Origin of the sequence: Streptoalloteichus tenebrarius (assembly GCF_024171885.1) — a bacterium.
Taxonomy (GTDB): Bacteria; Actinomycetota; Actinomycetes; order Mycobacteriales; family Pseudonocardiaceae; genus Streptoalloteichus; species Streptoalloteichus tenebrarius.
In genome coordinates, this window is sequence record NZ_JAMTCP010000002.1 from 81,525 (window position 1) to 106,474 (window position 24,950).

At 73.8% G+C, this 24,950-nt stretch carries 20 protein-coding genes; 13 read left to right on the top strand and 7 right to left on the bottom strand.

Going from position 1 to position 24,950, the window contains the following annotated elements; all coding sequences use genetic code 11:
- Nucleotides 1–30 precede the first annotated feature (30 nt).
- Together LX15_RS02135 and LX15_RS02140 are read left to right on the top strand one after the other, a co-directional pair.
- Nucleotides 31–747 carry a GntR family transcriptional regulator gene (locus tag LX15_RS02135; protein ID WP_253667733.1) on the top strand — a complete coding sequence of 239 codons (717 nt, stop codon included), beginning with the start codon at nucleotides 31–33 and terminating at the stop codon, nucleotides 745–747.
- On the top strand, nucleotides 747–1,787 hold the full coding sequence (locus LX15_RS02140; protein WP_253667734.1) for a 1-aminocyclopropane-1-carboxylate deaminase: 1,041 nt from the start codon (nucleotides 747–749) through the stop codon (nucleotides 1,785–1,787). Before LX15_RS02135 ends, LX15_RS02140 begins: the two co-directional genes overlap by 1 nt.
- A 54-nt stretch (nucleotides 1,788–1,841) precedes the next feature.
- On the opposite strand, the gene LX15_RS02145 is transcribed toward LX15_RS02140, so the two are convergent.
- Both LX15_RS02145 and LX15_RS02150 read right to left on the bottom strand, forming a co-directional pair.
- Nucleotides 1,842–2,720 (bottom strand): lytic polysaccharide monooxygenase auxiliary activity family 9 protein, encoded by an 879-nt coding sequence (locus LX15_RS02145; RefSeq protein WP_308213391.1) that lies wholly within the window; start codon nucleotides 2,718–2,720, stop codon nucleotides 1,842–1,844.
- Nucleotides 2,721–3,096: 376 nt separating this feature from the next.
- The gene (locus tag LX15_RS02150) at nucleotides 3,097–7,746 is read right to left on the bottom strand and encodes an ATP-dependent helicase (protein WP_253667735.1); all 4,650 of its coding nucleotides are present in this window, start codon (nucleotides 7,744–7,746) and stop codon (nucleotides 3,097–3,099) included.
- Between the two features lie 170 nt (nucleotides 7,747–7,916).
- Here LX15_RS02150 and LX15_RS02155 point away from each other — a divergent pair, with 170 nt between their 5' ends.
- The 4 genes from LX15_RS02155 to LX15_RS02170 all read left to right on the top strand — a co-directional run bounded on the left by LX15_RS02155 (nucleotide 7,917) and on the right by LX15_RS02170 (nucleotide 13,411).
- Nucleotides 7,917–9,848 carry an Hsp70 family protein gene (locus LX15_RS02155; protein WP_253667736.1) on the top strand — a complete coding sequence of 644 codons (1,932 nt, stop codon included), beginning with the start codon at nucleotides 7,917–7,919 and terminating at the stop codon, nucleotides 9,846–9,848.
- A gap of 268 nt (nucleotides 9,849–10,116) precedes the next feature.
- Nucleotides 10,117–10,590: a Uma2 family endonuclease gene (locus LX15_RS02160; protein ID WP_253667737.1), complete on the top strand. Its 474-nt coding sequence runs from the start codon at nucleotides 10,117–10,119 to the stop codon at nucleotides 10,588–10,590.
- Between the two features lie 126 nt (nucleotides 10,591–10,716).
- Nucleotides 10,717–12,018: an MFS transporter gene (locus LX15_RS02165; RefSeq protein ID WP_253667738.1), complete on the top strand. Its 1,302-nt coding sequence runs from the start codon at nucleotides 10,717–10,719 to the stop codon at nucleotides 12,016–12,018.
- Between the two features lie 232 nt (nucleotides 12,019–12,250).
- Nucleotides 12,251–13,411, top strand: coding sequence for an IS701 family transposase (locus tag LX15_RS02170; RefSeq protein ID WP_253667739.1), 1,161 nt, complete (start codon nucleotides 12,251–12,253; stop codon nucleotides 13,409–13,411).
- A gap of 12 nt (nucleotides 13,412–13,423) precedes the next feature.
- On the opposite strand, the gene LX15_RS02175 is transcribed toward LX15_RS02170, so the two are convergent.
- Nucleotides 13,424–13,618: a hypothetical protein gene (locus tag LX15_RS02175; RefSeq protein ID WP_253667740.1), complete on the bottom strand. Its 195-nt coding sequence runs from the start codon at nucleotides 13,616–13,618 to the stop codon at nucleotides 13,424–13,426.
- A gap of 58 nt (nucleotides 13,619–13,676) precedes the next feature.
- On the opposite strand from LX15_RS02175, the gene LX15_RS02180 reads away from it, so the two are divergent.
- Nucleotides 13,677–13,871 carry a DUF3046 domain-containing protein gene (locus tag LX15_RS02180; protein ID WP_253667741.1) on the top strand — a complete coding sequence of 65 codons (195 nt, stop codon included), beginning with the start codon at nucleotides 13,677–13,679 and terminating at the stop codon, nucleotides 13,869–13,871.
- 146 nt (nucleotides 13,872–14,017) lie between these two features.
- Here the strand turns inward: LX15_RS02180 and LX15_RS02185 are convergent, their stop codons facing one another.
- Nucleotides 14,018–14,704 (bottom strand): DUF4383 domain-containing protein, encoded by a 687-nt coding sequence (locus LX15_RS02185; RefSeq protein ID WP_253667742.1) that lies wholly within the window; start codon nucleotides 14,702–14,704, stop codon nucleotides 14,018–14,020.
- 440 nt (nucleotides 14,705–15,144) lie between these two features.
- Between LX15_RS02185 and recA the strand changes: the two genes are divergently transcribed.
- The 3 genes from recA to LX15_RS02200 all read left to right on the top strand — a co-directional run bounded on the left by recA (nucleotide 15,145) and on the right by LX15_RS02200 (nucleotide 17,523).
- Nucleotides 15,145–16,182: a recombinase RecA gene (gene recA, locus LX15_RS02190; protein WP_253667743.1), complete on the top strand. Its 1,038-nt coding sequence runs from the start codon at nucleotides 15,145–15,147 to the stop codon at nucleotides 16,180–16,182.
- An 8-nt stretch (nucleotides 16,183–16,190) separates the two neighbouring features.
- Nucleotides 16,191–16,760 (top strand): regulatory protein RecX, encoded by a 570-nt coding sequence (locus LX15_RS02195; protein WP_253667744.1) that lies wholly within the window; start codon nucleotides 16,191–16,193, stop codon nucleotides 16,758–16,760.
- Nucleotides 16,761–16,845: 85 nt separating this feature from the next.
- Nucleotides 16,846–17,523 (top strand): HAD family hydrolase, encoded by a 678-nt coding sequence (locus tag LX15_RS02200; RefSeq protein ID WP_253667745.1) that lies wholly within the window; start codon nucleotides 16,846–16,848, stop codon nucleotides 17,521–17,523.
- A gap of 30 nt (nucleotides 17,524–17,553) precedes the next feature.
- On the opposite strand, the gene LX15_RS32935 is transcribed toward LX15_RS02200, so the two are convergent.
- The 3 genes from LX15_RS32935 to edd form a co-directional block, all read right to left on the bottom strand.
- Nucleotides 17,554–18,423 (bottom strand): GNAT family N-acetyltransferase, encoded by an 870-nt coding sequence (locus LX15_RS32935; RefSeq protein ID WP_253667746.1) that lies wholly within the window; start codon nucleotides 18,421–18,423, stop codon nucleotides 17,554–17,556.
- Nucleotides 18,424–18,565: 142 nt separating this feature from the next.
- Entirely contained in the window at nucleotides 18,566–19,189 is a 624-nt protein-coding gene (gene eda, locus LX15_RS02210) for a bifunctional 4-hydroxy-2-oxoglutarate aldolase/2-dehydro-3-deoxy-phosphogluconate aldolase (RefSeq protein ID WP_253667747.1), read from the bottom strand.
- Nucleotides 19,190–19,521: 332 nt separating this feature from the next.
- Nucleotides 19,522–21,444, bottom strand: coding sequence for a phosphogluconate dehydratase (gene edd, locus LX15_RS02215; RefSeq protein ID WP_253667748.1), 1,923 nt, complete (start codon nucleotides 21,442–21,444; stop codon nucleotides 19,522–19,524).
- Nucleotides 21,445–21,857: 413 nt separating this feature from the next.
- Here edd and LX15_RS02220 point away from each other — a divergent pair, with 413 nt between their 5' ends.
- The 3 genes from LX15_RS02220 to LX15_RS02230 are packed head-to-tail and all read left to right on the top strand — an operon-like array spanning nucleotide 21,858 to nucleotide 24,949.
- On the top strand, nucleotides 21,858–22,148 hold the full coding sequence (locus LX15_RS02220; RefSeq protein ID WP_253667749.1) for an Rv0250c family protein: 291 nt from the start codon (nucleotides 21,858–21,860) through the stop codon (nucleotides 22,146–22,148).
- A 40-nt stretch (nucleotides 22,149–22,188) separates the two neighbouring features.
- Entirely contained in the window at nucleotides 22,189–22,989 is an 801-nt protein-coding gene (gene sdhC, locus LX15_RS02225) for a succinate dehydrogenase subunit SdhC (protein WP_253667750.1), read from the top strand.
- A 25-nt stretch (nucleotides 22,990–23,014) separates the two neighbouring features.
- On the top strand, nucleotides 23,015–24,949 hold the full coding sequence (locus LX15_RS02230; RefSeq protein WP_253667751.1) for a fumarate reductase/succinate dehydrogenase flavoprotein subunit: 1,935 nt from the start codon (nucleotides 23,015–23,017) through the stop codon (nucleotides 24,947–24,949).
- The last annotated feature ends 1 nt before the right edge of the window (nucleotide 24,950 follow it).

Sequence of the window (24,950 nt, forward strand, 5' to 3'; positions counted from 1 at the left end):
GCGGTGGGCGTGGCTGCGAGCGTGGCTGGTATGCGATATATCAGCCGGGTGGACCGGGTGCTCCTCCGGGACCGCGCGCTGGCGGAGATCCGCGAGGCGATCGTCGACGGCACGCTGCCGCCGGGCGAGCCGATCAAGGACGTCGAGCTGGCCGAGCGGCTCGGCCTGTCCCGCACGCCCGTCCGCGAGGCCATCGCCCGGCTGACCGACGAGGGCCTCGTCGAGAGCAAGCCGCACAGCTACACGCGGGTGACGCCGCTCGACGTCGACGCCGCGCGCGACGCGCAGGTCGTCGTGCGGGCCATGCACGGTCTCGCCGCGCGCCTGGCCGTGCCGCGCGCGACCGAGGCCGACGTCGAGGCGATGCGCGCGGCCAACGCCGAGTTCGCGGCGGCGTTGGCCGCCGGCGACGTGGCGGCGGCGCACCGGGCGGACGAGGCCTTCCACCGGGTGGCCGTCACCGTCAGCGGGAACGCGGCGGTGGCGGCCACGATCGAGCGCTACACCCCCGCCCTGCGCCGGCTGGTGCTGCTGCGGTTCTCCTCGGTGCTGGGGCGCGAGTCGGTGCGCATGCACGAGGAGATCGTCGCCGCCTTCGTGGCCCGGGACGCCGAGCGCGCCGGCCACCTCGTCGAGCGGAACTGGGAGACGCTCGGCGCGCTGTTGGCCGACTCCGCCCACGACCAGGCCCACGACTCCGCCCACGACCAGGCCCACGACTCCGCCCACGACCAGCGGGAGAGCTGATGCCCTTCGTCGACCGCCCCCGGTACCCCCTGCTCCTCGGACCCTCTCCGGTGCACCCGCTTGAGCGGCTGACGGCCCACCTCGGCGGCGCCCGGATCTGGGCGAAACGCGAGGACTGCAACTCCGGGCTCGCCTACGGCGGCAACAAGACCCGCAAGCTGGAGTACCTGGTCGCGGACGCCCTCGTGCAGGGCTGCGACACGTTGGTCTCCATCGGCGGCGTGCAGTCCAACCACACCCGGCAGGTGGCCGCGGCGGCGGCCAGGGCCGGGCTGGGGTGCGTCCTGGTCCAGGAGAGCTGGGTGGACTGGCACGAGGAGGGCTACGACCGCGTCGGCAACATCCTGTTGAGCAGGGTGATGGGCGCGGACGTGCGGCTGGTCCCCGCCGGGTTCGGCATCGGGATCAAGCCGAGCTGGGAGGAGACCCTGCGGGAGGTGGCGGAGGCGGGAGGCCGCCCGTACGCGATCCCGGCCGGCGCCTCCGACCACCCGCTGGGCGGGCTCGGCTTCGCGGCGTGGGCGGCCGAGCTGGTGCGGCAGGAGCGGGAGCTGGGCGTCCGGTTCGACACCATCGTCGTCTGCTCGGTCACCGGCAGCACGCAGGCCGGCATGGTGGCCGGGTTCGCCGCGCTCGGCGAGGAACGCAGGGTCGTCGGCGTCGACGCGTCCGCCAGTCCGGCCGAGACCAGGGAGCAGATCACGCGCATCGCGACCCGCACGGCGGAGCTGCTGGGTGGTGGGAACGGGGAGATCGGGATCGGGGAGATCGTGCTCGACGAGCGGTTCCACGCCGGCGCCTACGGCGTCCCCGACGAGCGCACCCTCGACGCGATCCGCACCGCGGCCCGCCTGGAGGGGATGATCACCGACCCCGTGTACGAGGGGAAGTCGATGGCCGCGCTGATCGAGCTGGTGGCCAGCGGCGAGATCGGGCGGGACTCGACCGTCCTCTACGTCCACCTGGGCGGCCAGCCCGCCCTCAACGCCTACAGCTCGCTGTTCCCCGCCCCGGCCACTCCACTGTCCTCAGTGGACTGAGGCGGGCTGGGGGCTGGCGCGTCCCGCCCAGGTCGGGACGCGCCAGCCGGGTGGTCAGCTCCGCTCGCGGCCCGCCCGCCGGAGGCGGTACAGGACCAGGCCGCTCGCGGCCACGGTGAGCAGGGCCGCCCCGCCGAGGGTCAGCGGGAGGGCGTCGGAGGTGCCGGTCGCGGCGACCGCGCGGTGGTGGGACCCGTGGCCCGCGTGGTCGCCGTTCCTGGTCTGCTCCTCGATCTCCCGCGCGAAGGCCGGGTCGACCTGGGCGGGGGCCTCCTCGGCCGCCGCGCCCGACTCACCGCCGAACACCACGTCCGAACAGGAGTAGAACGCCTCGGCGCTGTCCGAGCGCTGCCAGACCGCGTAGATGAGGTGCCGGCCGGACTTCCCCTGCGGGAGCTGGCCGCTCATCATGTACGAGCCGTTCTGCACCCTGGGGTTGCGGACCGTGAGGAACGGCGTGGGCTCCAGGTCCGACCACTTCAGCGGCTGCCTCGGGTCGTAGCCGTTGCGCGTCACGTACAGCTCGAACGTGCCCGGGTGCGGGGCGGTCGCGCGGTAGTTGAAGGTGAACGACCCGGACTGGGGCAGGGTGGTCGACGGCCAGTCGGCCCTGGCCTGGTCGAGGCCCTTGTACTTCTCGCGCCCGGCGCTGCACAGCTTGCCGTCGGGGATGATCTGGCGGTGCCGGCCGGCCGCGTTCGGGATGTTGACCTCGTGCCAGTCGTAGAACGGCTGGGTTCCGCCCATCGCGATGGCGTCCTTGCAGGCGGCGGACTTCGGCTGCTCGGGGTTCTCGTTCCGGCAGGTGAAGGACCGGCTGATCGGGTTCTGCATCGAGCCGTGCGCGGCGGCCGTTCCGGCCGAGGCGAACGACAGCAGGACCGGAACGGTGGCGAGAGCGGCGAGGGTCGCCGCCGTGCGTCGCTTCGTCACGGGATTCTCCCAGTGTGCGATTGCAGGGGACGGCGGCGGATCATGTGCCATTATGCGTCCTTCCGGCAAGCATCGGAACCGGCTGACCGTCGAATTCCCCTGCCGGCACCAGAGGTGTTCCGCCATCTGGTCTAGACCAGTTTGGGCGAGTGGTGGGAATGGCTCCCTCGCCCGGTGTTCGGTTATCGGCCCGTGATTGCGCGTGACTCCGTCTCGTGGCTGGTCGCCCGGGAAGTCTTCCCGTGATGAAAAAGGCCGGTTACCGCACCGTTATCACTAAGAGAGGCCTAGCGTCCACTTAAATCATCCTTAACCGCGCCGCGTGCCGGCGGTCGGCGTGACAACCTGGCCGGCATGGTCGGGCACGGCGGTGGACTCAGGCCCTCAGTCGCAGGCCTTTCGGGGTGGCGCGGAATCCCGCCTCCCGCAACACCTCGGCGAGGCGAGAGCCGAGGGCACCCTCGCCGTCGGCGCGCTCCACGGCGAGCTGACCGAGCCACCCCGACCGCACCGCGCGGGCCAACGCCTCCGCGCCGACCCGCAGGACCTCCCCGTCCTCGGTGAACGACAGCAGCGACCGGCCCCCGCGTTCCACGTACAGGGCGGGGACGCCGTCGACGAGCACCGCCAGCGCGCCCGCCTTCCGCCCCGGCCGGTGCCGCGTGACGCCCACGGGCTCCGGCCACGGCAACGCCGCGCCGTACGGCTGGGCCGGGTCGGCCGCCGCCAACACCACGGCCTCCGCCTCCTCGTGCGGACCCCGCCCCTGCGGGCGCGAGGCCGCCCGCAGCCGATCCACCGCGCCGCGCACCGCGAACTGCGCCGCGCCGAGACCCTCCACCACGTAGCCGCGCACGACCTGCCCGGACTCCTCCATCGCCCGCAGCACGCGGTAGATCCCGCTGAAGCCGCCGCTGACCCGCTCGGTGTCCAACGCGCCCCTGGTCAACACGCCGTGCCGCTCCAGGAACGCCTCCGCCCTGGCGTGCGCGCGGCGCGTGGGATCGGTCTCCCTGGCCGGGACCAGCGACCACCGGCCGACCACGGTCGGCGGGCCGCCGCGGCTGGGCATCGTCGGACGCGGCGCGCGCAGCCGGGCGTACCTCCCCCGAGGGGCCGCGCGGCGCGGCTTGTGCGCCGCGCCCCGCCCGGAGACGACCGCGCGCAGCGGGGCCACCGTGTCGTTGGTGAGCAGCCCGCCCCACACCAGGTCCCAGAGCGCGCCGACCAGCGCCTCGTCCGTCGGGGACGGCTCGCCCGCCGCCAGCAGCGCCGCGCCCGCGCGGTCGGCCAGCTCGCGGAAGAACAGCGCCCCACCCTCCAATGTGGACAGAACAGCGCGGTGTAGTGGACTGTCCGGTGTGGACTCGGCGGCCTCGGTCGGATCGGGCAGCAGCAGGTCGGCCAGGTCGGCGGGGGCCAGCGCCACCCACCCGTCGCCGCCGGCGAGCGCCCCGCACCCGGTCCACGTCACCTCGCCGGTGGCGGTCAGCTCGTCCAGCAGCGCGGGGGAGTAGCCCGGCAGCCGCGCCGGCAGCACCAGCGACTCCAACGCGCTGGCCGGCAACGGCGCGCCGGCGAGCTGCTCGACCACCGCCAGCACGTCGTCCACGGTGGGCGCGGCCACGGGCCGGAACTCGCCACGACCGCCGGCCACGCCCCGCTGCCGCCGCGTGATGCCGTGCCACGAAGGCAGGAACCGGCCCAACGCCGCCGGCTCCACCGGCTCCACCTCGGCCCGCAGCCTGGCCAACGAGGCCCGCCGCAGCCGCCGCAACACCTCGGCGTCGCAGTACTCCGTGTGCGTGCCGCCGGGGCGCAGCTCGCCCCGCACCAGCCTCCCGCTGCCCGTCAGCCGCTCCAACACCGACGTCACCACCGCGACGCCGAGCCCGAACCGCTCCGCCGGCTCGCTGGGGGAGAAGGGTCCCCTGGTGCGGGCGTACCGGGTCAACAGGTCGGCCAGCGGATCGGGCACCGGCTCGGTGAACGCCTCCGGCACCCCCACCGGCAACGCCGTGCCGAGCGCGTCCCGCACCCGCCCGGCGTCCTCGATCGCGATCCACCGCTGCTCGCCCGCGATCCGCACCGCGATCGCCCGGCGCGCGGCGGCCAGCTCGGTCAGCCACTCCGGGCGCACCCCGCGCGCCGCGGCCTCCTCCTCGGACAGGTCGCCGAGGAACCGCAACAGGTCGGCCGCGTCCTCGACGTCCCGCGCCCGACGCTCGGGGGTCAGCCGTTGCAGGCCGGCCTCGACCTCGGCCAGCACCTCGGGGTCGAGCAGCTCCCGGATCGCCTCCGCGCCCAGCAGCTCCGCCAGCAACGCCGAATCCAACGACAACGCCGCCGCGCGGCGCTCCGCCAGCGGCGCGTCCGTCTCGTACAGGAACATGCCGACGTAGCCGAACAACAGGCTGCGCGCGAACGGGGACGGCGCGGGCGTCTCCACCTCGACCACCCGCACCCGACGCGCCCGCACGTCCGCCATCAGCTCACGCAGGCCAGGCAGGTCGTAGACGTCCTGAAGGCACTCGCGCATCGCCTCCAGCACCACGGGGAACTGCTCGTACTGGGCCGCCACGGACAACAGTTGCGCCGCGCGCTGCCGCTGCTGCCACAACGGCGTGCGCCGCCTCGGGTCGCGCCGGGGCAGCAGCAGCGACCGCGCCGCGCACTCCCGGAACCGGGCCGCGAACAACGCCGACCCGCCCACCTCCGCGACCACCACCTGCTCGACCTCGTCCGGGTCCAGCAGCACGTCCTCCGCCGTGGGCAGCACGTCCGCGCCCACCTCGTCCAACGCGTCGGGGAGCCGCACCACGATGCCGTCGTCGGAGTGCGCCACGTGCACGTCGACCCCGCGCCGCTCCCGCAGTCGCGCCCCGAGCGCCAACGCCCACGGCGCGTTCACCGGCGCGCCGAACGGGGAGTGCACGACCAGTCGCCAGTCGCCCAACTCGTCCCGGAACCGCTCGACCACCACCGTGCGGTCGTCCGGCACGTGCCGCGTCGCCGCCCGTTGCTCCGCCAGGTAGGCGAGCAGGTTGTCGCACGCCCACTCGTCCAGCCCCGCGGCCCGAGCCCGCTCCCGCGCCGCCTGTTCGTCCATAGTGGACATCTCGCGGACGAACCGCCCCAGCGCCCTGCCCAGCTCCAACGGCCGCCCCGGCGCGTCACCCCGCCAGAACGGCATCCGCGCCGGCTGTCCCGGCGCGGGCGTCACCACCACCCGGTCGTGGGTGATGTCCTCCACCCGCCACGCCGAGGTGCCGAGCAGGAACGTGTCGCCGACCCGCGACTCGTACACCATCTCCTCGTCCAGCTCGCCCACCCGCGAACCCGACGAGCCGTCCTCCCCACCCGGCGTGACCACGCTGAACAGCCCCCGGTCCGGGATCGTGCCACCCGAGGTCACCGCCAGCCGCTGCGCGCCGGGCCGGCCCCGCAGCTCCCTGGTCACCCTGTCCCACGTGATGCGGGCCCGCAGCTCGCCGAACTCCTCGCTCGGGTACCGCCCCGCCAGCATGTCCAGCACCGCGTGCAACGCCGAGTCCGGCAACGCCGCGAACGGCGCCGCCCGCCGCACCACCGCCGCCAGCTCGTCGACCGTCCACGGCTCCATCGCCACCATCGCCACGACCTGCTGCGCCAGCACGTCCAGCGGGTTGCGCGGGTACCGCACGGCCTCGATCGCGCCCTCGGTCATCCGCTCCGCCACGACCGCGCACGCCACCAGGTCGCCCCGGAACTTCGGGAACACCACGCCCCGCGACACCGCGCCCACCTGGTGCCCCGCCCTGCCCACCCGCTGGAGGCCCGACGCCACGCTCGGCGGCGCCTCGACCTGCACCACCAGGTCCACCGCGCCCATGTCGATCCCCAGCTCCAGCGACGAGGTCGCCACGACACACGGCAGCAGCCCGGACTTCAGCTCCTCCTCCACCGCCGTGCGCTGCTCCCGCGACATCGAGCCGTGGTGCGCCCTGGCGACCACCGGGGGCGCGCCCGTGGTCGTGCCCGACTGGCCGACGGCCTCGGCGGGGAACCGCTCCCGCACGGCCGTGTCCACCAGGTCCTCGGTGAGTTCGGCCTGCTCCACCGCCAGCTCGTTCAGCCGGGCGGTCAGCCGCTCCGCCAGCCGCCGCGAGTTGGCGAACACGATCGTCGACCGGTGCTGACGCACCAGGGCCAGCACCCGCTGCTCCACCGCCGGCCAGATCGAGGTCCTGCGCTCCCCGCCCGCCGCCGACCCGGACACCTCGCCGGTGGGCTCACCCAGGCTCGCCATGTCCTCCACCGGCACCTCGACCCTGACCTCCACGGTCTTGGGCAGCGCCGGCCGCACCACGCGCACCGGGCGGCCCCCGGCCAGGAACGCCGCGACCTCGTCCACCGGGCGCACCGTCGCGGACAGCCCGATCCGCTGCGCCGGGCGGGGCAGCAGCGCGTCCAGCCGCTCCAGCGTCAGCGCGAGGTGCGCGCCCCGCTTCCCACCGGCCACCGCGTGCACCTCGTCGACGATCACCGTCTCCACGCCGCGCAGCGACTCCCTCGCCGCCGACGTGAGGATGAGGAACAGCGACTCCGGGGTCGTCACCAGCACGTCCGGCGGGGTCCGGGCGAAGGCCCTCCTGTCCTCGGCCGGCGTGTCCCCGGTCCGCATGCCCACCCGGATGTCCGGCTCGGGCAGCCCCAGCCGGTGCGCGGCCTGCCGGATGCCGGCCAGCGGCGCGCGCAGGTTGCGCTCCACGTCCACGGCCAGCGCCTTCAGCGGCGACACGTACAGCACGCGGCACCGCTTCTTCCGGTCCTCCGGCGGTCCCTCGTGCGCCAGCCGGTCCAACGCCCACAGGAACGCCGCGAGCGTCTTGCCGGAGCCGGTGGGCGCCACGACCAGCGCGTGCTCCCCCGCGGCCACGGCGGCCCACGCGCCGACCTGCGCGTCGGTCGGCGCGGCGAACGCGCCAGCGAACCACGCGCGCGTGGCGGGCGAGAACGCGCCCAACACCTCGTCCCGGCTGGTCACACCCCCATCCTCGCCCAGCGCACCGACAACCACCCCGCGTGGCGGCCGCACGATCTCCTCCGTCCCGCCCCACTGACCGGGCTTGACGTGGCAGCATCACTGCCCGGCAGCACTGCGCGACGCCGGGAGACGACACGGACGACCGGCGCGGCGACGACGAGGGGAGAGCGGTGCGCGTCCTTTCGGTGGACCTGGGCACGTCCAACACCGTGGCGGTGTTGTCCGCCCACGGCCTCCCGCCCAGGGTGGTCGAGGTGGACGGCGCGGCGACCATGCCGTCGGCGGTGTTCGCCGCCGAGGACGGCACGCTGGTCGTCGGCAGGGACGCCGAGCGCAGGGCCCGGCTCGACCCCGCCCGGTTCGAGCCCAACCCCAAGCGCAGGGTCGACGAGGGCACGCTGCTGCTCGGCGACGCGATCGTGCCGGTCAACGAGGCGCTGGCCGCCGTGCTGGGCAGGGTCGCCGAGGAGACCGCCCGCCAGCTCGGCGGCGCGGCCCCGGACGAGGTGCGGCTGACCCACCCGGCGCAGTGGGGGCCGGTGCGGCGCAACGTCCTGCTCGGCGCGGCCCGGCTGGCCGGGCTCGGCCCCCAGCTCGTGCTGGTGCCGGAGCCGGTCGCGGCGGCGGCGCACTTCGCCTCCTTCCCCGACCGCTCGCTGGCGCCCGGCCAGGCCCTGGCCGTCTACGACCTCGGTGCCGGCACGTTCGACTGCGCGGTGGTCGGCGCGACGCAGAACGGGTTCGTCGTGCTCGCCGAGGACGGCCTGCCCGACCTCGGCGGGCTCGACGTCGACCAGGCCCTGCTGGAGCACGTGGGCCGACAGGTCTCCCAGCGCGACCCCGCCGGCTGGCAGCGGCTGCTGCGCCCCGTCTCGACCGCCGACCGCAGGGCCCAGCGCGCCCTGCGCGAGGACGTCAAGGCCGGCAAGGAGGCGCTGTCCCGGCACCCGCAGACCGAGGTCCCGCTGCCGGAGCCGTTCGACGACGTCCTGGTGACCAGGACCGAGTTGGAGGGCCTGATCCGGCCCAGCCTGCTGCGCAGCGTCGAGCTGCTGGCGGCCACCATCCGCTCCACCGGCATGACGCCGCAGTCGCTGGCCGGCATCTACCTGGTCGGCGGCTCCAGCCGCATCCCGCTGATCGCCACCCTGATCGCCGAGCAGCTCGGGGTGGTGCCGACCAGCCTGGACCAGCCGGAGACCGGCGTGGCGCTGGGCGCCCACCACGTGCCGCAGGACGGCACCAGCATGCGCACGCAGGACCTGGCGGGCATGGCCCGCGGCGGCCCCGCGACCGGTGGTTTCGCGCCGCCGACCGGACCGACGCCCACGCCGACGGGTCCCACTCCCACCGGGCACGCGTCGACCGGTCCCACGGGCGGGTTCCCCTCGGCCGGCTACCCGGCCAGCACGTCCCAGCAGGTGTCCGCCGCCGCGATCGCCGGCGCCGCCCAGGGGCACGGCGTTCCCGGAGTGAGCCAGCCGTACCAGGGCTCGTACGGCACTCCGCCGGTGGGCGCCGCCATGCCGGGGAAGAAGAAGTCGCGGCGCAAGCCGGTCCTGATCGGTGTCGCCGGGCTGCTCGTCGCGGTCGCCGCCACCGTGACCGGGGTGTACGTGGCGAACGGGTCGAGCCTGCCCACGGCGCAGGAGTGCCAGAAGCCGGGCGACAAGGACGACAAGGGCTTCACCTCCTGCCTGCGGCAACTCGCGGGCAAGGTCGCCGACGGGAGTTGCTCGGCCGGCCTGGAGGACATGGACCTGACCAAGTTCACCGGCGTCACCGTGACCTGCCGGCTCAAGGGCGGGGACGGCGTCGCCTACAACGTCGTCTACTCGCACTTCGACTCGATGGAGGCCGCCGACCAGGCGGCCGACACGATCCTGGCGATGACCAAGGGCAACCGCGTCGAGGCCGACTGGGCCGGCAACGGGCTGCGCGGCCACTACCGGTCGGCCATGGGCACGGTCGGGATCACCGTGTTCACCGTGAAGGACCGCCCGCTGGTCGGCTACCTCTTCGGTGTCAAGGCGGGCCAGGGCACGCTGAACGCCGACGTCATGTCCGACTACTTCGAGAAGAACGTCCAGCCAGGCACCTGACGGCCGCCAGACGGCGCGCGCGTTCCTCCCCCGGCGGCTCGTCACCGGGGGAGGAGAGTCCACTGTGGACACATCCGGTGGGGTTCGCGCCGAGGGATCGGCAGTGGGCCACTTCGCCGCAGGTGAGCCAGGAGGTGACGCGGGTGTCCGCTGCGGTCGGACTCCAGCACCCCATCGGCCCGCACACGGTCGAGGAGTGGCGGAACGCCGAGCACCCAGGCGACGGCGGCCGTCTCGGCCGTCTGAAGCTGATCTGGGCTGTTTCCACGTGTCACCGCCACCTGGCGGCCCACATCAGCACGCCACCCGCGCGCTCTACCGCGCTCTCTGGGACGCGGTGCGTGAGGCTGGTCGGAAGGATCTCCATCCTGTACTCGCGGTGGGTGTCGAGATCACGGCGGCCCTTCGCACGGCGTTGATCCCGGATGTCGCGGTGCTCAATCGACCACCAGTCTCGGTCGACTACCCGGCGGCGGCCCTCGAACTCGTCGTGGAGGTTTGGAGTCCGGGCAACACGATGCGAGAGCGGGAGACCAAGGTGGCCGCCTACGCCGCAGCGGGAGTCCCCTACCTCTGGACCGTCCACCAGCGCGGCCGGGGAACGATCGAGTTCCGGGCGTTCGAACTGGTCGGCGGCACGTACCAGGAGCGGGTTCACGGCACTGGCGACGACGTCGTGTCCGAGGTGCCCGGGCCGGTGCCGCTCGCACTGAGCTGCGCCGACCTCGTGCCCGTGTCGTGAGCTGACGGTAGCCGGAAAGAAGATCACTCCCACTACTGAGTAGTGCTCAATCATGTAATGCGGCTGGACGGGTACCGCGCGTGAGCGTGAGCCTCTCGGGCGGGTGGTGCGTGCGACGATCGGGCGGTGACCGCCACAACACCCACTCCGCCGTCCGCCGCCCACGCCGACATCCCCCAGGTCCAACGGCGGGTCCTCCGGACGTTGACGGTCACCCAGGTGCTCGGCGGCGCGGGCGTGGCGACCGGGATCGCGGTCAGCACGCTCATCGCGGCGTCGCTGTCCGGCTCCGAGGCGGTCGGCGGCATGGCACAGACCGCGGCCGTGCTCGGCGCGGCCCTGCTCGCCGTGCCCCTGGCCCGGCTGGCCGCCACGCGGGGCCGCCGGCCGGCCCTGCTGCTCGGCTACGGCGCCGGGGCGCTCGGCGCGACGCTGTCCGTGGTCGCGGTCCTGCTCGGGTGGTGGCCGCTGCTGCTGGCCGCGCTGCTGTTGTTCGGCGGCGGCTCCGCCGCCAACCTCTCGGCCCGCTACGCCGCCACCGACCTGGCCGACCCCGTGCGCCGCGCCCGCGCGCTGTCCACGGTCGTCTGGTGCACCACCGTCGGCGCGGTCGCCGGGCCGAACCTCGCCGACCCGGCCGGGCGGCTCGCCGGCGCGGCCGGCCTGCCCGAGGGCGCCGGCCCGTTCCTCGTCGGGGTGACCGCGTTCGGGCTCGCCGCGCTGGGTGTGGCGGTCGGCCTGCGCCCCGACCCGCTCGTGCTCGCCCGCGCGCTGGACACCGAACCGGTCGCCGCGACCACCACCGGGAGGAAGGCGGAGCGCGGCGGCGTGTGGCGGCTGCTGCCGGGGCCGGCCCGGCTCGGCATGGCCGGCATCGTGGTCTGCCAGACGACCATGGTCGGCCTGATGTCGATGACCCCGGTGCACATGGGCCACGCCGGCTCCTCGCTGCGGGTCGTCGGCGTCGTGATCAGCCTGCACATCGCCGGCATGTACGCGGCCAGCCCCGTGTTCGGCTGGCTCGCCGACCGGATCGGCCGGGTGCCGGTGCTCGCGCTGGGCGCGGCCCTCGTCGTCGGCGCCGCCGGGATCGCGGGCACGGCCGCCGCGCACGACGCGCCCCGGTTGACCGTCGGGCTGGTGATGTTGGGGCTGGGGTGGTCCGCGGGCCTGGTCGCCGGCTCGGCGTTGCTGACGGAGTCGGTGCCGCTGGCCCGACGCCCCGCCGTGCAGGGGCTGAGCGACCTCGCGATGAACGTGGGCGGCGCGGTCGGCGGTCTGGTCGCCGGCGTGCTGGTGACCGCGGCGTCCTACGCGGTGCTCGGGCTCGTCGTCGGATTCGTGGCGTTGCCGTTGCTCGTGATCTGCGTGATCTCCGCGATCCGCGGGGGAAGTGGGCGCGGACAGCGCGACGGCATTCCTGTCTGACCGGCCGCCCTCCCCAGGGCGGATCGCCTTGGGAAAACATTGTCAAGGGGCGGAACGGGCGTTTTCTCGTCGTGGGCGCCGGTAAGGTTCGGCCGAGTTTCGCGATCGGCGCGCCCCCATGTCTTTCCATTCTGTTTCCGTCGTCTTCCTGGCTGGCGTCAACCGCCCTTGCCTGCGGAGACAGGACCTCGGCACGATCATGGTCCGGGATGTGACGCGTATTGGAGGACTCGTGCGGACAGGTCCTTCGGGGAACCGGTGTCGGGGCGGGACCGAGGAGGAACTGGGCCCGTTCGTCGCTCGACTCTTCGCCTCGCTGTCCAGATCGGACCAGCGTCGCCGCGCCGAGGACTACGTGCGGGGGCTGCTCTCCGTTTCCGGCAGGAAGTCGCTGCGCAGGATCGCCGGACCCGACCTGTCGGAACCGGTTCTCCAGTCGTTGCAGCAGTTCGTCAACCAGAGCCCGTGGGACTGGCGGCCGGTGCGCCACCGGCTGGCCGAGCACGTGGCCGAGCGGCTGGCCCCCACCGCGTGGCTGCTGGCCGACGCGGTCATCCCCAAGAGCGGGCGGCACTCCGTCGGCGTGGCCCGGCGGTTCGTCCCCGCCATGGGCAGGACCCTGAACTGCCAGCTCGGCATCGGCCTGTTCCTGGCCTCCGCCAGCGCGGCCGTCCCGGTCGACTGGCGCCTGGTGCTGACCGAGCCGTGGGGCGCGGACGCGACGTTGCGCCGGAGGGTCGGCCTGCCCGACGACGAGCAGGTGCGCGAGGAGTGGCGGGTGGCCCTCGACCTCGTCGACGAGCTGCGCTCCCGGTGGGACGGCGACCCCCTCCCGGTGGTGGCCGACGCGACCGGCGCGCCAGGGGCGCGACACCTCCTCTCCGGGTTGGCCGCCCGGGGCCTGCCCGCGCTGGTGGAGGTGGACGCCAGGGTCGAGGTCGTGGACGCGCGGCACCTGGCGGCGGTCCCGCCGGCCCGCCAGGGTCAACCGGGTCAGCCGGCCAGGAGAGGCGTCCAGCCGGTGAGCGCGGGGCAGCTCGGCCGGGTGCGGGGGCCGAGGTCCCGGTTCGCGGTGGTGCCCGTCCAGCTCGCCGGACCCCAGCGGTGCCCCGTCCCCGCGTCCGGGCCCTTCCACCTGGTCGTGGAGCCGGGGGAGGACGGCGGGCGGCGCTGGATCGCCACCCCCGCGCTCGCCGCCGGTGACGCCCCGGCGTTGGTCCGGCTCCGCGACCGCGCCACGGCCTTCGTGGCGGCGGTGCGCGACGACTTCGGACTGTGCGACTTCGAGGGCCGGTCGTTCCGGGGCTGGCACCACCACGCGACGCTGGTGTCGGCCGCCCACGCCTTCGCCGTCACCGCGGGGACGACCGAGCTGGCGGTGGAGTCGGGCTGAGGGAGTGCCCGCTCACTTCCGGCGTTGCCCCCACCACCAGCGCAATCCCACGACGATCGCGGCCAGCAACCCCGCGACCATGACGACCTGCCCCAGGGGCGAGGACAGGCCGGTCGGGTCCGCTCCGTCCGCGAGCGCCCACGGTGTCGTTCCTGGCGGCGTCCCTGGTGTCATCCCCGCCGTCGTCCCCGCTGTCGCACCGGTCACAACGCGAGGCTACCGGTGGCGGCCGGGGCGGGCGCCCGCGCCGCGTAGCCTGGTCCCGATGCGCAACACCGTTTTTCGCAGGTTGATGGCCGACGAGTTCGGCGAGGTGCGGGCCGAGACGATCGCCCGCGACCACGTGCTGTCCTCCCTCGGCGGGCGCACGGTGGACGAGGCGCTGGAGGCCGGCCAGGAGCCCAAGGAGGTCTGGCAGGCCATCTGCGACGCGTTCGACGTCCCGTTCGAGCGCCGGTAGGAAGGCCTCTCCCCTGTCCGAGAGGCGTCGGGAGTGTCGAGGCGGCCGTCGAACGCGCGCCGCCGCTGCCGCCACGACGGACGGACTCCCCGAACAGCACGACGGGACGCGACCGGGGTGGTCGCGCCCCGTCGTGGGACAGGCGATCAGTAGTAGGGGTTGTTCGCCGCGCCGGGCACCTCGGCGTGCGTGCGCCGGTAGGCGTCGGCCCTGGCCTCCCTCGCCCGACGGGCCCGCTCGGCCCGCACGGTGAGCTCCTGCTCCGGGGTGGCCGTCCCCTCGGCCACCGCCAGCTCGGCCCTGGCCAGGTCCTCGATCTCGTCCAGCCGCCGCCGCTCGGCAGCCAGCTCCTCGCTGTGGTCGGCGTCCGGCGGCTCGTGGTGCCGGTAGCGGACGAACGGGTTGTCCTCCCTCAGGCCGCCCGTCACCCGGCCGTAGAGGCCGAGGAACGTCAGCAGCATGCCGGCGACCAGGCTGAACACCACGTTCTGGATCTTGAACGCCAGGATGTTGAACGACGAGTTGAGCACCGCCAGGTTCAGCAGGCCCGACAGGAAGAACAGCACGCCGATCACCGCGGTCGTGGTGGAGGCGGCCGCCCCGCCGCGCAGCGCGGCGAGCACCAGGATCGCCCCGACGACGATCGAGATGACCGCCAGCAGGCCGTTGGTGGCCAGCCCGAAGATCTCCACGCCGTTGGTGGTGATGAACGGCAGGCGCTGGGCGAGGCCGAGGACGCCGAACACCACCAGACCGGCGCCGAACAACGCGGCGCCGCCGCGGTAGATCCGGCTCAGCGGGTGGTCCGGTGGCAGGTAGGGGTCGAGCTTCATACGCACCTCCTCGCCGTGGCGTGCGACTCACCGCGACTCGCGCGACGCGCATCGACCTGCCGCGCCTCGCGGCGACTCACACCGTCGAGTGTGCGCCTGGAGGCGGGTCGCCGCCGCCCGGTCGTCGCGCCCCCTGATGGGGCCTCGGGAGGGGGATACCCGAACGTGGCGGGTTCCGATCTCGAACACGTGTTCGTTAGGGTGCTCCCGTCCGTCTCCGCCGGTTCCCGCCGGTCCGCGCACTCCCCACCAGGGTGATTGCCGCCGCCGACGGCGCACCGGCTGGCGGGAATGTCGGTGCCGCGTCGTAGCGTCGGCTCCGACAGACGGACGACAGCAGCACGACCTCGGGCCGCGGCGTCGAGGGACTCGGAGGGCACCTGAGGGACCCCGAGGACCGGCGACCCGCGCGGCCCCAAGCGACCGAGGTGAGACTCCCCATGGCACCCGCACCCGACAGGGACAAGGCGCTCGAACTGGCGTTGGCCCAGATCGAGAAGAACTTCGGCAAGGGCTCGGTGATGCGCCTCGGCGACGAGGGGCGCGCGCCGATCGAGGTGATCCCCACCGGCTCCATCGCGCTGGACGTCGCGCTCGGCATCGGTGGCCTGCCCAGGGGCCGCGTGGTCGAGATCTACGGCCCCGAGTCCTCCGGTAAGACCACGGTGGCGCTGCACGCGGTGGCCAACGCGCAGCGCGCCGGCGGCATCGCCGCGTTCATCGACGCCGAGCACGCGCTGGACCCCGAGTACGCCAGGGCGCTCGGCGTGGACACCGACGCGTTGCTGGTGTCCCAGCCGGACACCGGCGAGCAGGCGCTGGAGATCGCGGACATGCTCATCCGCTCCGGCGCGCTGGACATCATCGTCATCGACTCGGTGGCGGCGCTGGTGCCCAGGGCCGAGATCGAGGGCGAGATGGGCGACAGCCACGTGGGCCTCCAGGCCCGGCTGATGAGCCAGGCGCTGCGGAAGATCACCGGCGCGCTCAACGCCTCCAAGACCACGGCGATCTTCATCAACCAGCTCCGGGAGAAGGTCGGCGTGATGTTCGGTAGCCCGGAGACCACCACCGGTGGCCGGGCGCTGAAGTTCTACGCCTCGGTCCGGCTGGACGTGCGGCGCATCGAGACCCTCAAGGACGGGTCCGACCCGGTCGGCAACCGCACCAGGGTCAAGGTGGTCAAGAACAAGGTGGCCCCGCCGTTCAAGCAGGCCGAGTTCGACATCCTCTACGGCATGGGCATCAGCCGGGAGGGCTCGCTGCTGGACATGGGCGTCGAGCACGGCATCGTCCGCAAGTCCGGCGCCTGGTACACGTACGAGGGCGACCAGCTCGGCCAGGGCAAGGAGAACGCCCGCAAGTTCCTCCGGGAGAACCCGGACGTGGCCAACGAGATCGAGAAGCGGATCAAGGAGAAGCTCGGCATCGGCGCCCAGCTCGACGCCGAGTCCGAGCCGGCCCCGGTCGACTTCTGACCGTCGTGGTGGACCGCGACCCGGTCGCCGGGAGGGGCGTCCGCCCCTCCCGGTCGGCCGCCGACCGCCGGCCGGCCCCGCCGGAGGACCCGGAGACGCGGGCCAGGGAGCTGTGCCTGCGCCTGCTCACCGCCCGACCCAGGACCAGGGCCGAGCTGCACCGGTCCCTGACGCGCCGGGGGATCGACGAGGAGGTCGTCGAGCGGGTGCTGTCCCGCTTCGACGAGGTGGGGTTGATCGACGACGCCGCGTTCGCCGAGACGTGGGTGCGCTCCCGGCACACCCACCAGGGCCTGGGCCGGCGCGCGTTGACCGCCGAACTCCGGCGCCGGGGCGTGGCCGACGAGGTGGTCGCGGCGGCCGTGTCCGAGGTGGACCCGGAGGCCGAGGAGGAGCGGGCCAGGGAACTGGTCCGCCGGAGGCTCGGCTCGGTGCGCGGCCGGGACCAGGTCACCGCGGTGCGGCGGCTCGTGGGCATGCTCGCCCGCAAGGGCTACGGCGAGGGGCTCGCCCTGCGCGTGGTCCGCGACGAGCTGCGGCGCGCGGGCGAGGAGACCGACCTGCTCGACGAGCTGTGAGGTTCTCCACCTCGCCGCGCCCACCCGCCGCGACGGCGAAAACCGTTGGCCCGAGCCGGGGGATCGCCCCTTAGGGTGAACACCCGTGGCTGGGGGACTGGCGCGGGGCGCGCGACACGTGGTCTGGGACTGGAACGGCACCCTGCTCGACGACAACCACGCCGTGTTGGCCGGCGTGAACGAGATCTGCCGTTCCTACGGACGCGAGCCCCTCACGCTCGACGAGTGGCGGGCGGTGTTCAGCCGGCCGCTGCTGGCCTGCTACGAGCGGGTGCTCAACCGGTCGCTGACCCTCGACGAGTGGGCCGACCTCGACCGTCGGTACCACGACACCTACCGCGGCCTGCTGTCGACGTGCGGGCTGGCCACCGGCGTCCCCGACCTGCTGCGCGAGTGGGCGGCGGCCGGCGGCAGCCAGTCCCTGCTGTCCCTGTGGTTCCACGACGAGCTGGTGCCGCTGGTCTCCGAGCTGGGCCTGGCCGACCTGTTCGCCCGGATCGACGGGCTGCGGGTCGACGTCGGGGGTGGCTCCAAGGCCGAGCACCTGGTGGAGCACCTGGCCGCGCTGCGGATCGACCCCGCCGACGTGGTCCTCATCGGGGACGTGGCCGACGACGCGCACGCCGCCCAGCAGGCCGGCGCGCGGTGCGTGCTGGTGAGCACCGGCATGATGAGCCGGTCCTCCCTGCTGGCCACGGGAGTGCCGGTCGCCGACTCCGTGGCCGAGGCGTTGGCCCTCGTCCAGGGTGAGCGGGCGGCCTGAGCCCCGGCAGGGACCCCCGGGCTCGGGGAGTCAGTCGAAGGCCATGACCAGGTAGTCGCCCGCCGCGCGGAAGCCCAGGCGCTGGTAGAGGCCGTTGCTCGTCGGATTGGCCATGTCCGCGAACAACAGCACCTCCCTCGCCCCGGCCTGCCGGGCGACCTCACTGGCGGCGGCCGTGACCGCGCCGGCGTAGCCCCGCCCCCGGAACTCCGGGGGCGTGTAGACCGGGCCGATCCTGGCCATGTCCGCGATCGGCCGGCTCACGCCGGCCATGGACGTGGCGACGCCGTCGACCTCCCACACCAGCAGGCCGCCGTAGCCGATGCGGTAGTCCACGGCCACCGTGGCCACGCTCTCGGGGTCGCCGATCTCCCTGGCGAACGCGTCGTGCCAGGACACCAGGGCCGCGCGGTCGCCAGGCCGCGCCCGGCGCGCCGAGCCCGCCGGCGCGGGGGACGGCCACGCCAGCTCGCCCAGCCGGTACAGGCGTTCGTGCCGCATGAGGCGCGGCGCTCCGGCGATCTCCCGCTGCCGGGCCGTGAACGCCTCGACGAGGGGCGCGTGGCCGTGGATCTCGCCGAACCGGCGACCGAGGGCGGCCAACTCGTCCGGGAGGGCCCGCGCGGCCTCGACGGGCATGTGGCTGAGCAGGACACCGCGGGGCGGGGTGTGGAGGAACGCGCCCACCACCTCCCCGCCCGAGGACCGGCACCACCCGAACAGCGGATCGACCGTGCCGTAGGCGTGGTGGCCGCGCTCGCGGAGGGTCGCGGCGACGGTGAGCAGAACCGTGTTCTCCGTCGGCCGTTCCCGGAGGAAGGCGTCGGCGTTGGCGACGTGCTCCCGCAGGTCCGAACTCGTGTGCCAGACCATCCGGCCCGTCTGGTGATCGGCGCTCACAACGCACCCCGGCCCCGTACCCGTACGACACGTCATCATTGATCTTCTCGCGTCGTGGGGGCACAGGGCCAGCGGCCACCGGTCGCGGCCCGCGGCCGGCGCCGCCGACCGGCGCGCGGCCGCCCGCGCGCCGGACGGCGGATCAACGCAACGCGGCGGCGTCCCTGGCCAACATCTCGATCCGGGACCAGTCGCCGGCGGCCAACGCGTCCGCCGGGGCCAGCCACGAGCCGCCGACACAGCCCACGTTGGACAGCGACAGGTAGGCGCCCGCCCGCGCCGGCGTGATTCCCCCGGTCGGGCAGAACCGCAACCCGGGCAGCGGTCCCGCGATCGAGCGCAGATACGGCACGCCGCCGGCCGCCTCGGCCGGGAAGAACTTCAGCGCCGTCAGCCCGCGCTCGGCCGCGCGCATGGCCTCGGACACCGTGGCCACGCCCGGCAGGAACGGCAGGCCGGTCTGCTCCATCGCGTCCAGCACGGCGGCGGTGGCCCCCGGCGAGATCAGGAACCGCGCGCCCGACTTGGCCGCCTGCTCGGCCTGCTCCGGGCTGGTCACGGTGCCGGCCCCCACCACCATGTCCGGGACCTCGGCGGCGATCCGCTCGATCGCGGGCAACGCGGCGGCCGTGCGCAGGGTCACCTCGATCACCTGGACACCGCCCCGCACCAGGGCGCGGGCGAGCGGCACGGCGTGCGCCACCTCGTCCAGCACGACGACGGGCACGACCGGTCCGAGAGCGAACAGGTCCTGCGGGTTGTTCACGCGGTCACCTCCTGTATTCCTGCGGGACACCCGGGCGCGCCGCACTCCTGGCGGGACATCCACACGCCACATCCCTGCGGGACACCCACACGCCACATCTGTGCGGGACGCCCACATGCCGCATCTTTGCGGGACACCCACACGCCGCATCTTTGTGGGACACCCACACCCGAGCGGTGTCCGTGAGCGCCCGACGCAGTGTCGCTCACGGACGTCTCCCGCGTTCCGGGGAGACACCCGAACCGGCCGACGCCGTGAACAGCGGCAACGCGCCGTGCTCACGGCCACCGCCGGGCCGCCTGCGCCGGGGCCCGGCCGCTGGCGTCCCCCGGTCAACGGCCCTGCGCGGGCATCAGGGACACACCGGGCACGACCACCTCCGACGTCGGGGCCGCGGGCGCGGCGTCCCCGGCGTCCACGGCATCCGTTTCGGACAGCGTGCCGAACACCGTCGCGCCCCGGTCAGCCGGCCCCACCCCACGGCGCAACACCGCGAACAGCTCCCGGCCGGTGCCGACCCAGTCCGCGTCGGAGGCGGGGCCGTCCACGACGTTCCGCCGGGCCAGCTCGGCATCCGGCACCAGCAGCTCCACCGTGCCGCGCTCGGCGTCCACGCGGACGACGTCGCCGTCCCGGACCTTGGCCAGCGGCCCTCCCGCGGCCGCCTCCGGGGTGACCTGGATGGCCGCCGGGATCTTCCCCGAGGCCCCGGACATCCGTCCGTCGGTCACCAGCGCCACGCGGTGGCCCCGGTCCATCAGCACGCCCAGCGCCGGGGTGAGCCCGTGTAGCTCCGGCATCCCGTTGGCGCGCGGCCCCTGCCCGCGCAGCACGACCACCACGTCCCGGTCCAGCTCGCCAGCCCGGAACGCGGTCGTGAAGTCCTCCTGGGAGGTGAACACCCTGGCCGGGGCCACGACCACGCGGTGCTCGGCCGCCACGGCCGACACCTTCATCACGGCCCGGCCGAGGTTGCCCGCCAGCAGGCGCAGCCCGCCGTCCGGCGCGAACGGCTCCGCGACACCGCGCACCACGTCGGTGTCCAGGGACCGGCCGGCGCCGTCCCGCCACACCAGGCGGTCGCCGTCCAGGAACGGCTCCTGGCGGTAGCGGTCGAGGCCGGGGCCGGCCACCGTGCGCACGTCGGCGTGCAGCAGTCCGGCGTCCAGCAGCTCGCCGACCAGGAACTGCACGCCGCCCGCCGCGTGGAAGTGGTTGATGTCGGCGCTGCCGTTGGGGTAGACGCGGGCCAGCAGCGGCGTCACCGCCGACAGGTCGCTGAAGTCGTCCCAGGTCAACTGGATGCCCGCGGCCGCGGCGATCGCCGGCAGGTGCAGCGTGTGGTTGGTGGAGCCCCCGGTGGCCAGCAGGGCGACCACGCCGTTCACGACCGCCTTCTCGTCGATGACGTGGGCCAGCGGCGTGTGCTCGTCGCTGGCGGACAGCTCGACCACGCGTCGCGCGGCGTGCTCGGTCAACGCCCGCCGCAGCGGGGTGCCCGGCTGGACGAAGCTCGCGCCCGGCAGGTGCAGGCCCATCACCTCGACCACGAGCTGGTTGGAGTTGGCGGTGCCGTAGAAGGTGCAGGTGCCGGGCGAGTGGTAGGAGGCGGCCTCGGCCTCCAGCAGGTCCTCGCGGCTGGCCCGCCCCTCGGCGTAGAGCTGGCGGATCCTGGCCTTCTCCCGGTTCGGCAGGCCGGAGGCCATCGGCCCGGCCGGCACGAGGATCGCCGGGAGGTGGCCGAAGGCCAGCGCGCCGATCAGCAGGCCCGGCACGATCTTGTCGCACACGCCGAGCAGCAGGGCCGCGTCGAACATCTCGTGCGACAGCGCCACGCCGGTGGCCATCGCGATGACCTCGCGGCTGAACAGGGACAGCTCCATGCCGGTGCGGCCCTGGGTGATGCCGTCGCACATGGCGGGCACCCCGCCGGCGAACTGGGCGACGCCCCCGGCCTCCCGCACCGCCGCCTTGATCCACGCGGGGAACTCCTGGAGCGGCTGGTGCGCCGAGAGCAGGTCGTTGTAGGCGGACACGATCGCCACGCCCGGCTTGGTCGCGCCGCGCAGCGTCAGCTTGTCCTCCACGGAACAGGCGGCGAACCCGTGGGCGAGGTTGCTGCACGGCAGGGCGGTGCGGGTGGGCCGGTCGCTGGCGGCCGCCGCCATCCGGTCCAGGTAGGCCCGGCGCGTCCGCTCGCTTCGCGCGGCGATGCGCGCGGTGACCTCGGCGACCACGGGGTGGAGCTGACTCATCCGACGTCTCCTCGTCGATCACTCGGCCTTCGGCTGATCGGCGACGACGACGTTGGCGCCGCGGAAGCGTTGCACAGTTCACACGTTAGGGGCAGTGGCGCGCCACCTCCAAACCGATCCAGATGTCTAAACCAATTTTGGCAATAGCCGGGCGCGGGTCCGTCCGGCCGATTCGGAGGACGGCGCTGGTCGGAGCGGGTGCGGGCGGTCGGAGCACCGGGAACGGCCACCGGACGGCTCGCGCCCGTTCACGGCAGGGGGGCCAGTTTGCGATCACCGAGGGAATCTCGGCGTGTGGGACTTGTCACACGAATCGCGCGGGGGCAGAGTCGGCGCAGGCGCTGGAGAGGGGGTCGGCGCACGGACCGACTCGCGTCCCCCGGGACGCCACCACCGAGCCGGAGGTGTGCGACATGCCCATCACGTCGGAAATGGCCGCCCTGCAACGCGCCATGTGCGAGCTGCGGCAACGCGTGGGCGAGCTGCGCTCGCGCTACGGCGACGTGCCGCCGGTGCGGCGACTGGTCAACGACGTCGAACGCCTCGACATCGACGTGGCCGACCTCGGTGAGCTGCCCACCGCGCCAGCGCCCCGCACGGAGGGCAAGGGTCCGGAGATCGTGCAGGTCCCGGACACCCCGTACGACCCGAAGCTGTGGCACGACGCCGACGACGAGGGGGTCGGCGGGTACCACCGCGAGTAGGGGACCGGCGAACCCTCCCTCGACCCCGAACGAGGAGACCATGACCGCTCCCACCCAGGGCCCCGGCCGGGCGCGGATCCACGCGCGCACGCTGCGCACCGACCGGTGGTGGCTGCCGCCGCTGCTGACCTTCCTCGGCCTCAGCGCCTTCGTGATCTACGGCGTGATCCGCGCCTTCATGAACCAGTGGTACTGGGTGGGCGAGTACCAGTACCTCGCGCCGTTCTACTCGCCGTGCCTGAGCGAGGCCTGCGTGCCCGGCTCGTCGCACTGGGGGCGCTGGTTCCCCGACCTGGGCTTCCTGGTCACGCCGCCGCTGTTCGTGCTGCCGTTCGTGCTCGGGTTCCGCCTCACCTGCTACTACTACCGCAAGGCGTACTACAGGGCGTTCTGGCTGTCGCCTCCGGCGTGTGCCGTCGCCGAGCCGCACCGCCGCTACACCGGGGAACGGCGGTTCCCGCTGATCCTCCAGAACGCCCACCGCTACTTCTTCTACGCGGCCATCCCGATCGCCGCCGTCCTCACCTACGACGTCGTGATCGCCTTCCACGGCAGGGACGGGGGCTTCGGGATCGGCCTCGGCACGCTGGTCCTGCTGGCCAACGTGGTCCTGATCTGGGCGTACACACTGTCCTGCCACTCGTGCCGGCACATCGTGGGCGGGCGGCTCACCCACTTCTCCCGCCATCCGGTGCGGTACTGGATGTGGACCAGGATCTCCTGGCTCAACGCCAGGCACATGCCCCTGGCCTGGCTCTCGTTGTTCTCGGTCGCCCTCGCCGACCTCTACGTGATGCTCGTGGCCAGTGGCGCCCTCGCCGACCCACGCCTGTTCAACTGAGCCGCCGGAAGGGGATGGCCCGAGAATGACCGAGATCGAACGCCACGCCGTCGACGTCGTGGTGATCGGCGCTGGCGGGGCCGGGCTGCGGGCCGCGATCGAGGCCCGCGCCCGGGGCATGCGCACCGCCGTGGTGTGCAAGTCGCTGTTCGGCAAGGCGCACACGGTCATGGCCGAGGGCGGGATCGCCGCGGCCATGGGCAACGTCAACCCGCACGACAACTGGCAGGTCCACTTCCGCGACACCATGCGGGGTGGCAAGTTCCTCAACAACTGGCGGATGGCCGAGCTGCACGCCCAGGAGGCCCCGGACCGGGTCTGGGAGCTGGAGACCTACGGCGCGTTGTTCGACCGCACCGAGGACGGGCGGATCAGCCAACGCAACTTCGGCGGGCACGAGTACCCCCGCCTGGCCCACGTCGGCGACCGCACCGGGCTCGAACTGATCCGCAGCCTCCAACAGCAGGTGGTCGCGCTGCAACAGGCCGACTTCCGGGAGTTCGGCGACTACGAGGCCGGGTTGCGGGTCTTCGCCGAGTGCACGGTCACCGACGTGCTGCTGGACGGAGGGCGCGTGGCCGGCGCGTTCGGCTACTGGCGGGAGAGCGGCCGGTTCGTGCTCTTCGAGGCGCCCGCCGTCGTCCTGGCCACCGGCGGCATCGGCAAGTCCTTCAAGGTCACCTCCAACTCCTGGGAGTACACCGGGGACGGGCACGCGCTCGCGCTGCGCAGCGGCGCCCGACTGATCAACATGGAGTTCGTCCAGTTCCACCCGACGGGCATGGTCTGGCCGCCCAGCGTGAAGGGGATCCTGGTCACCGAGTCCGTGCGGGGCGACGGCGGCGTGCTGCGCAACGCCGAGGGCCGGCGGTTCATGTTCGACTACATCCCCGAGGTGTTCAAGGAGAAGTACGCCGACAACGAGGCCGAGGCCGACCGCTGGTACACCGACCCGGACCACAACCGCCGGCCGCCGGAGCTGCTGCCCCGCGACGAGGTGGCCAGGGCGATCAACGCCGAGGTCAAGGCCGGGCGCGGCTCCCCGCACGGCGGCGTGTTCCTGGACGTGTCCTCCCGCCTGCCGGCGGCCGAGATCATCCGCCGGCTGCCGTCCATGCACCACCAGTTCCGGGAGCTGGCCGACGTCGACATCACGCGCGAGCCGATGGAGGTGGGACCGACCTGTCACTACGTCATGGGGGGCGTCGAGGTCGACCCGGACACCGCCGGCTCCCGGGTCCCGGGGTTGTTCGCCGCGGGTGAGGTGGCCGGGGGCATGCACGGCTCGAACCGGCTGGGGGGGAACTCACTGTCGGACCTCCTCGTGTTCGGACGCCGGGCCGGGCTGGGGGCCGCGGCCTACGTCACCTCGCTCGGTCAGGACAAGCCGGTCGTGGCCATGGCCGACGTGGACCAGGCGCGGCAGCGCGCGTTGGCCCCGTTCGGGGGCTCCCCGGCCGACGGGCCGCCCGAGAACCCCTACACGCTGCACGTGGAGCTCCAGCAGGTCATGAACGACCTGGTCGGGATCATCCGGCGCAGCGACGAGATGGAGCTGGCGGTCAAGAAGCTCGACGAGCTCAAGCGCAGGGCCCGCAACGTCGTGGTCGAGGGGCACCGCCAGTACAACCCGGGCTGGCACCTCGCCCTGGACCTGGGCAACATGCTGCTGGTCAGCGAGTGCGTGGCGCGGGCGGCCCTGGAGCGCACCGAGAGCCGGGGTGGGCACACCCGCGACGACTTCCCGCAGATGGACCCCGAGTGGCGGCGCGCCCTGCTCGCCTGCGAGCTGGCCCGCGGCCCGGCCGGGGCCGAGGCCGAGGTGCGCGTGTCCCGGCACGTGCAGCCGCCGCTGCGGCCCGACCTGCTGGCCCTGTTCGACCTGGCCGAGCTCCAGAAGTACTTCCTGGACGACGAGCTGACCGACCATCCGCGGTGGCAGCTCCGCGAGCGGGCGTGAG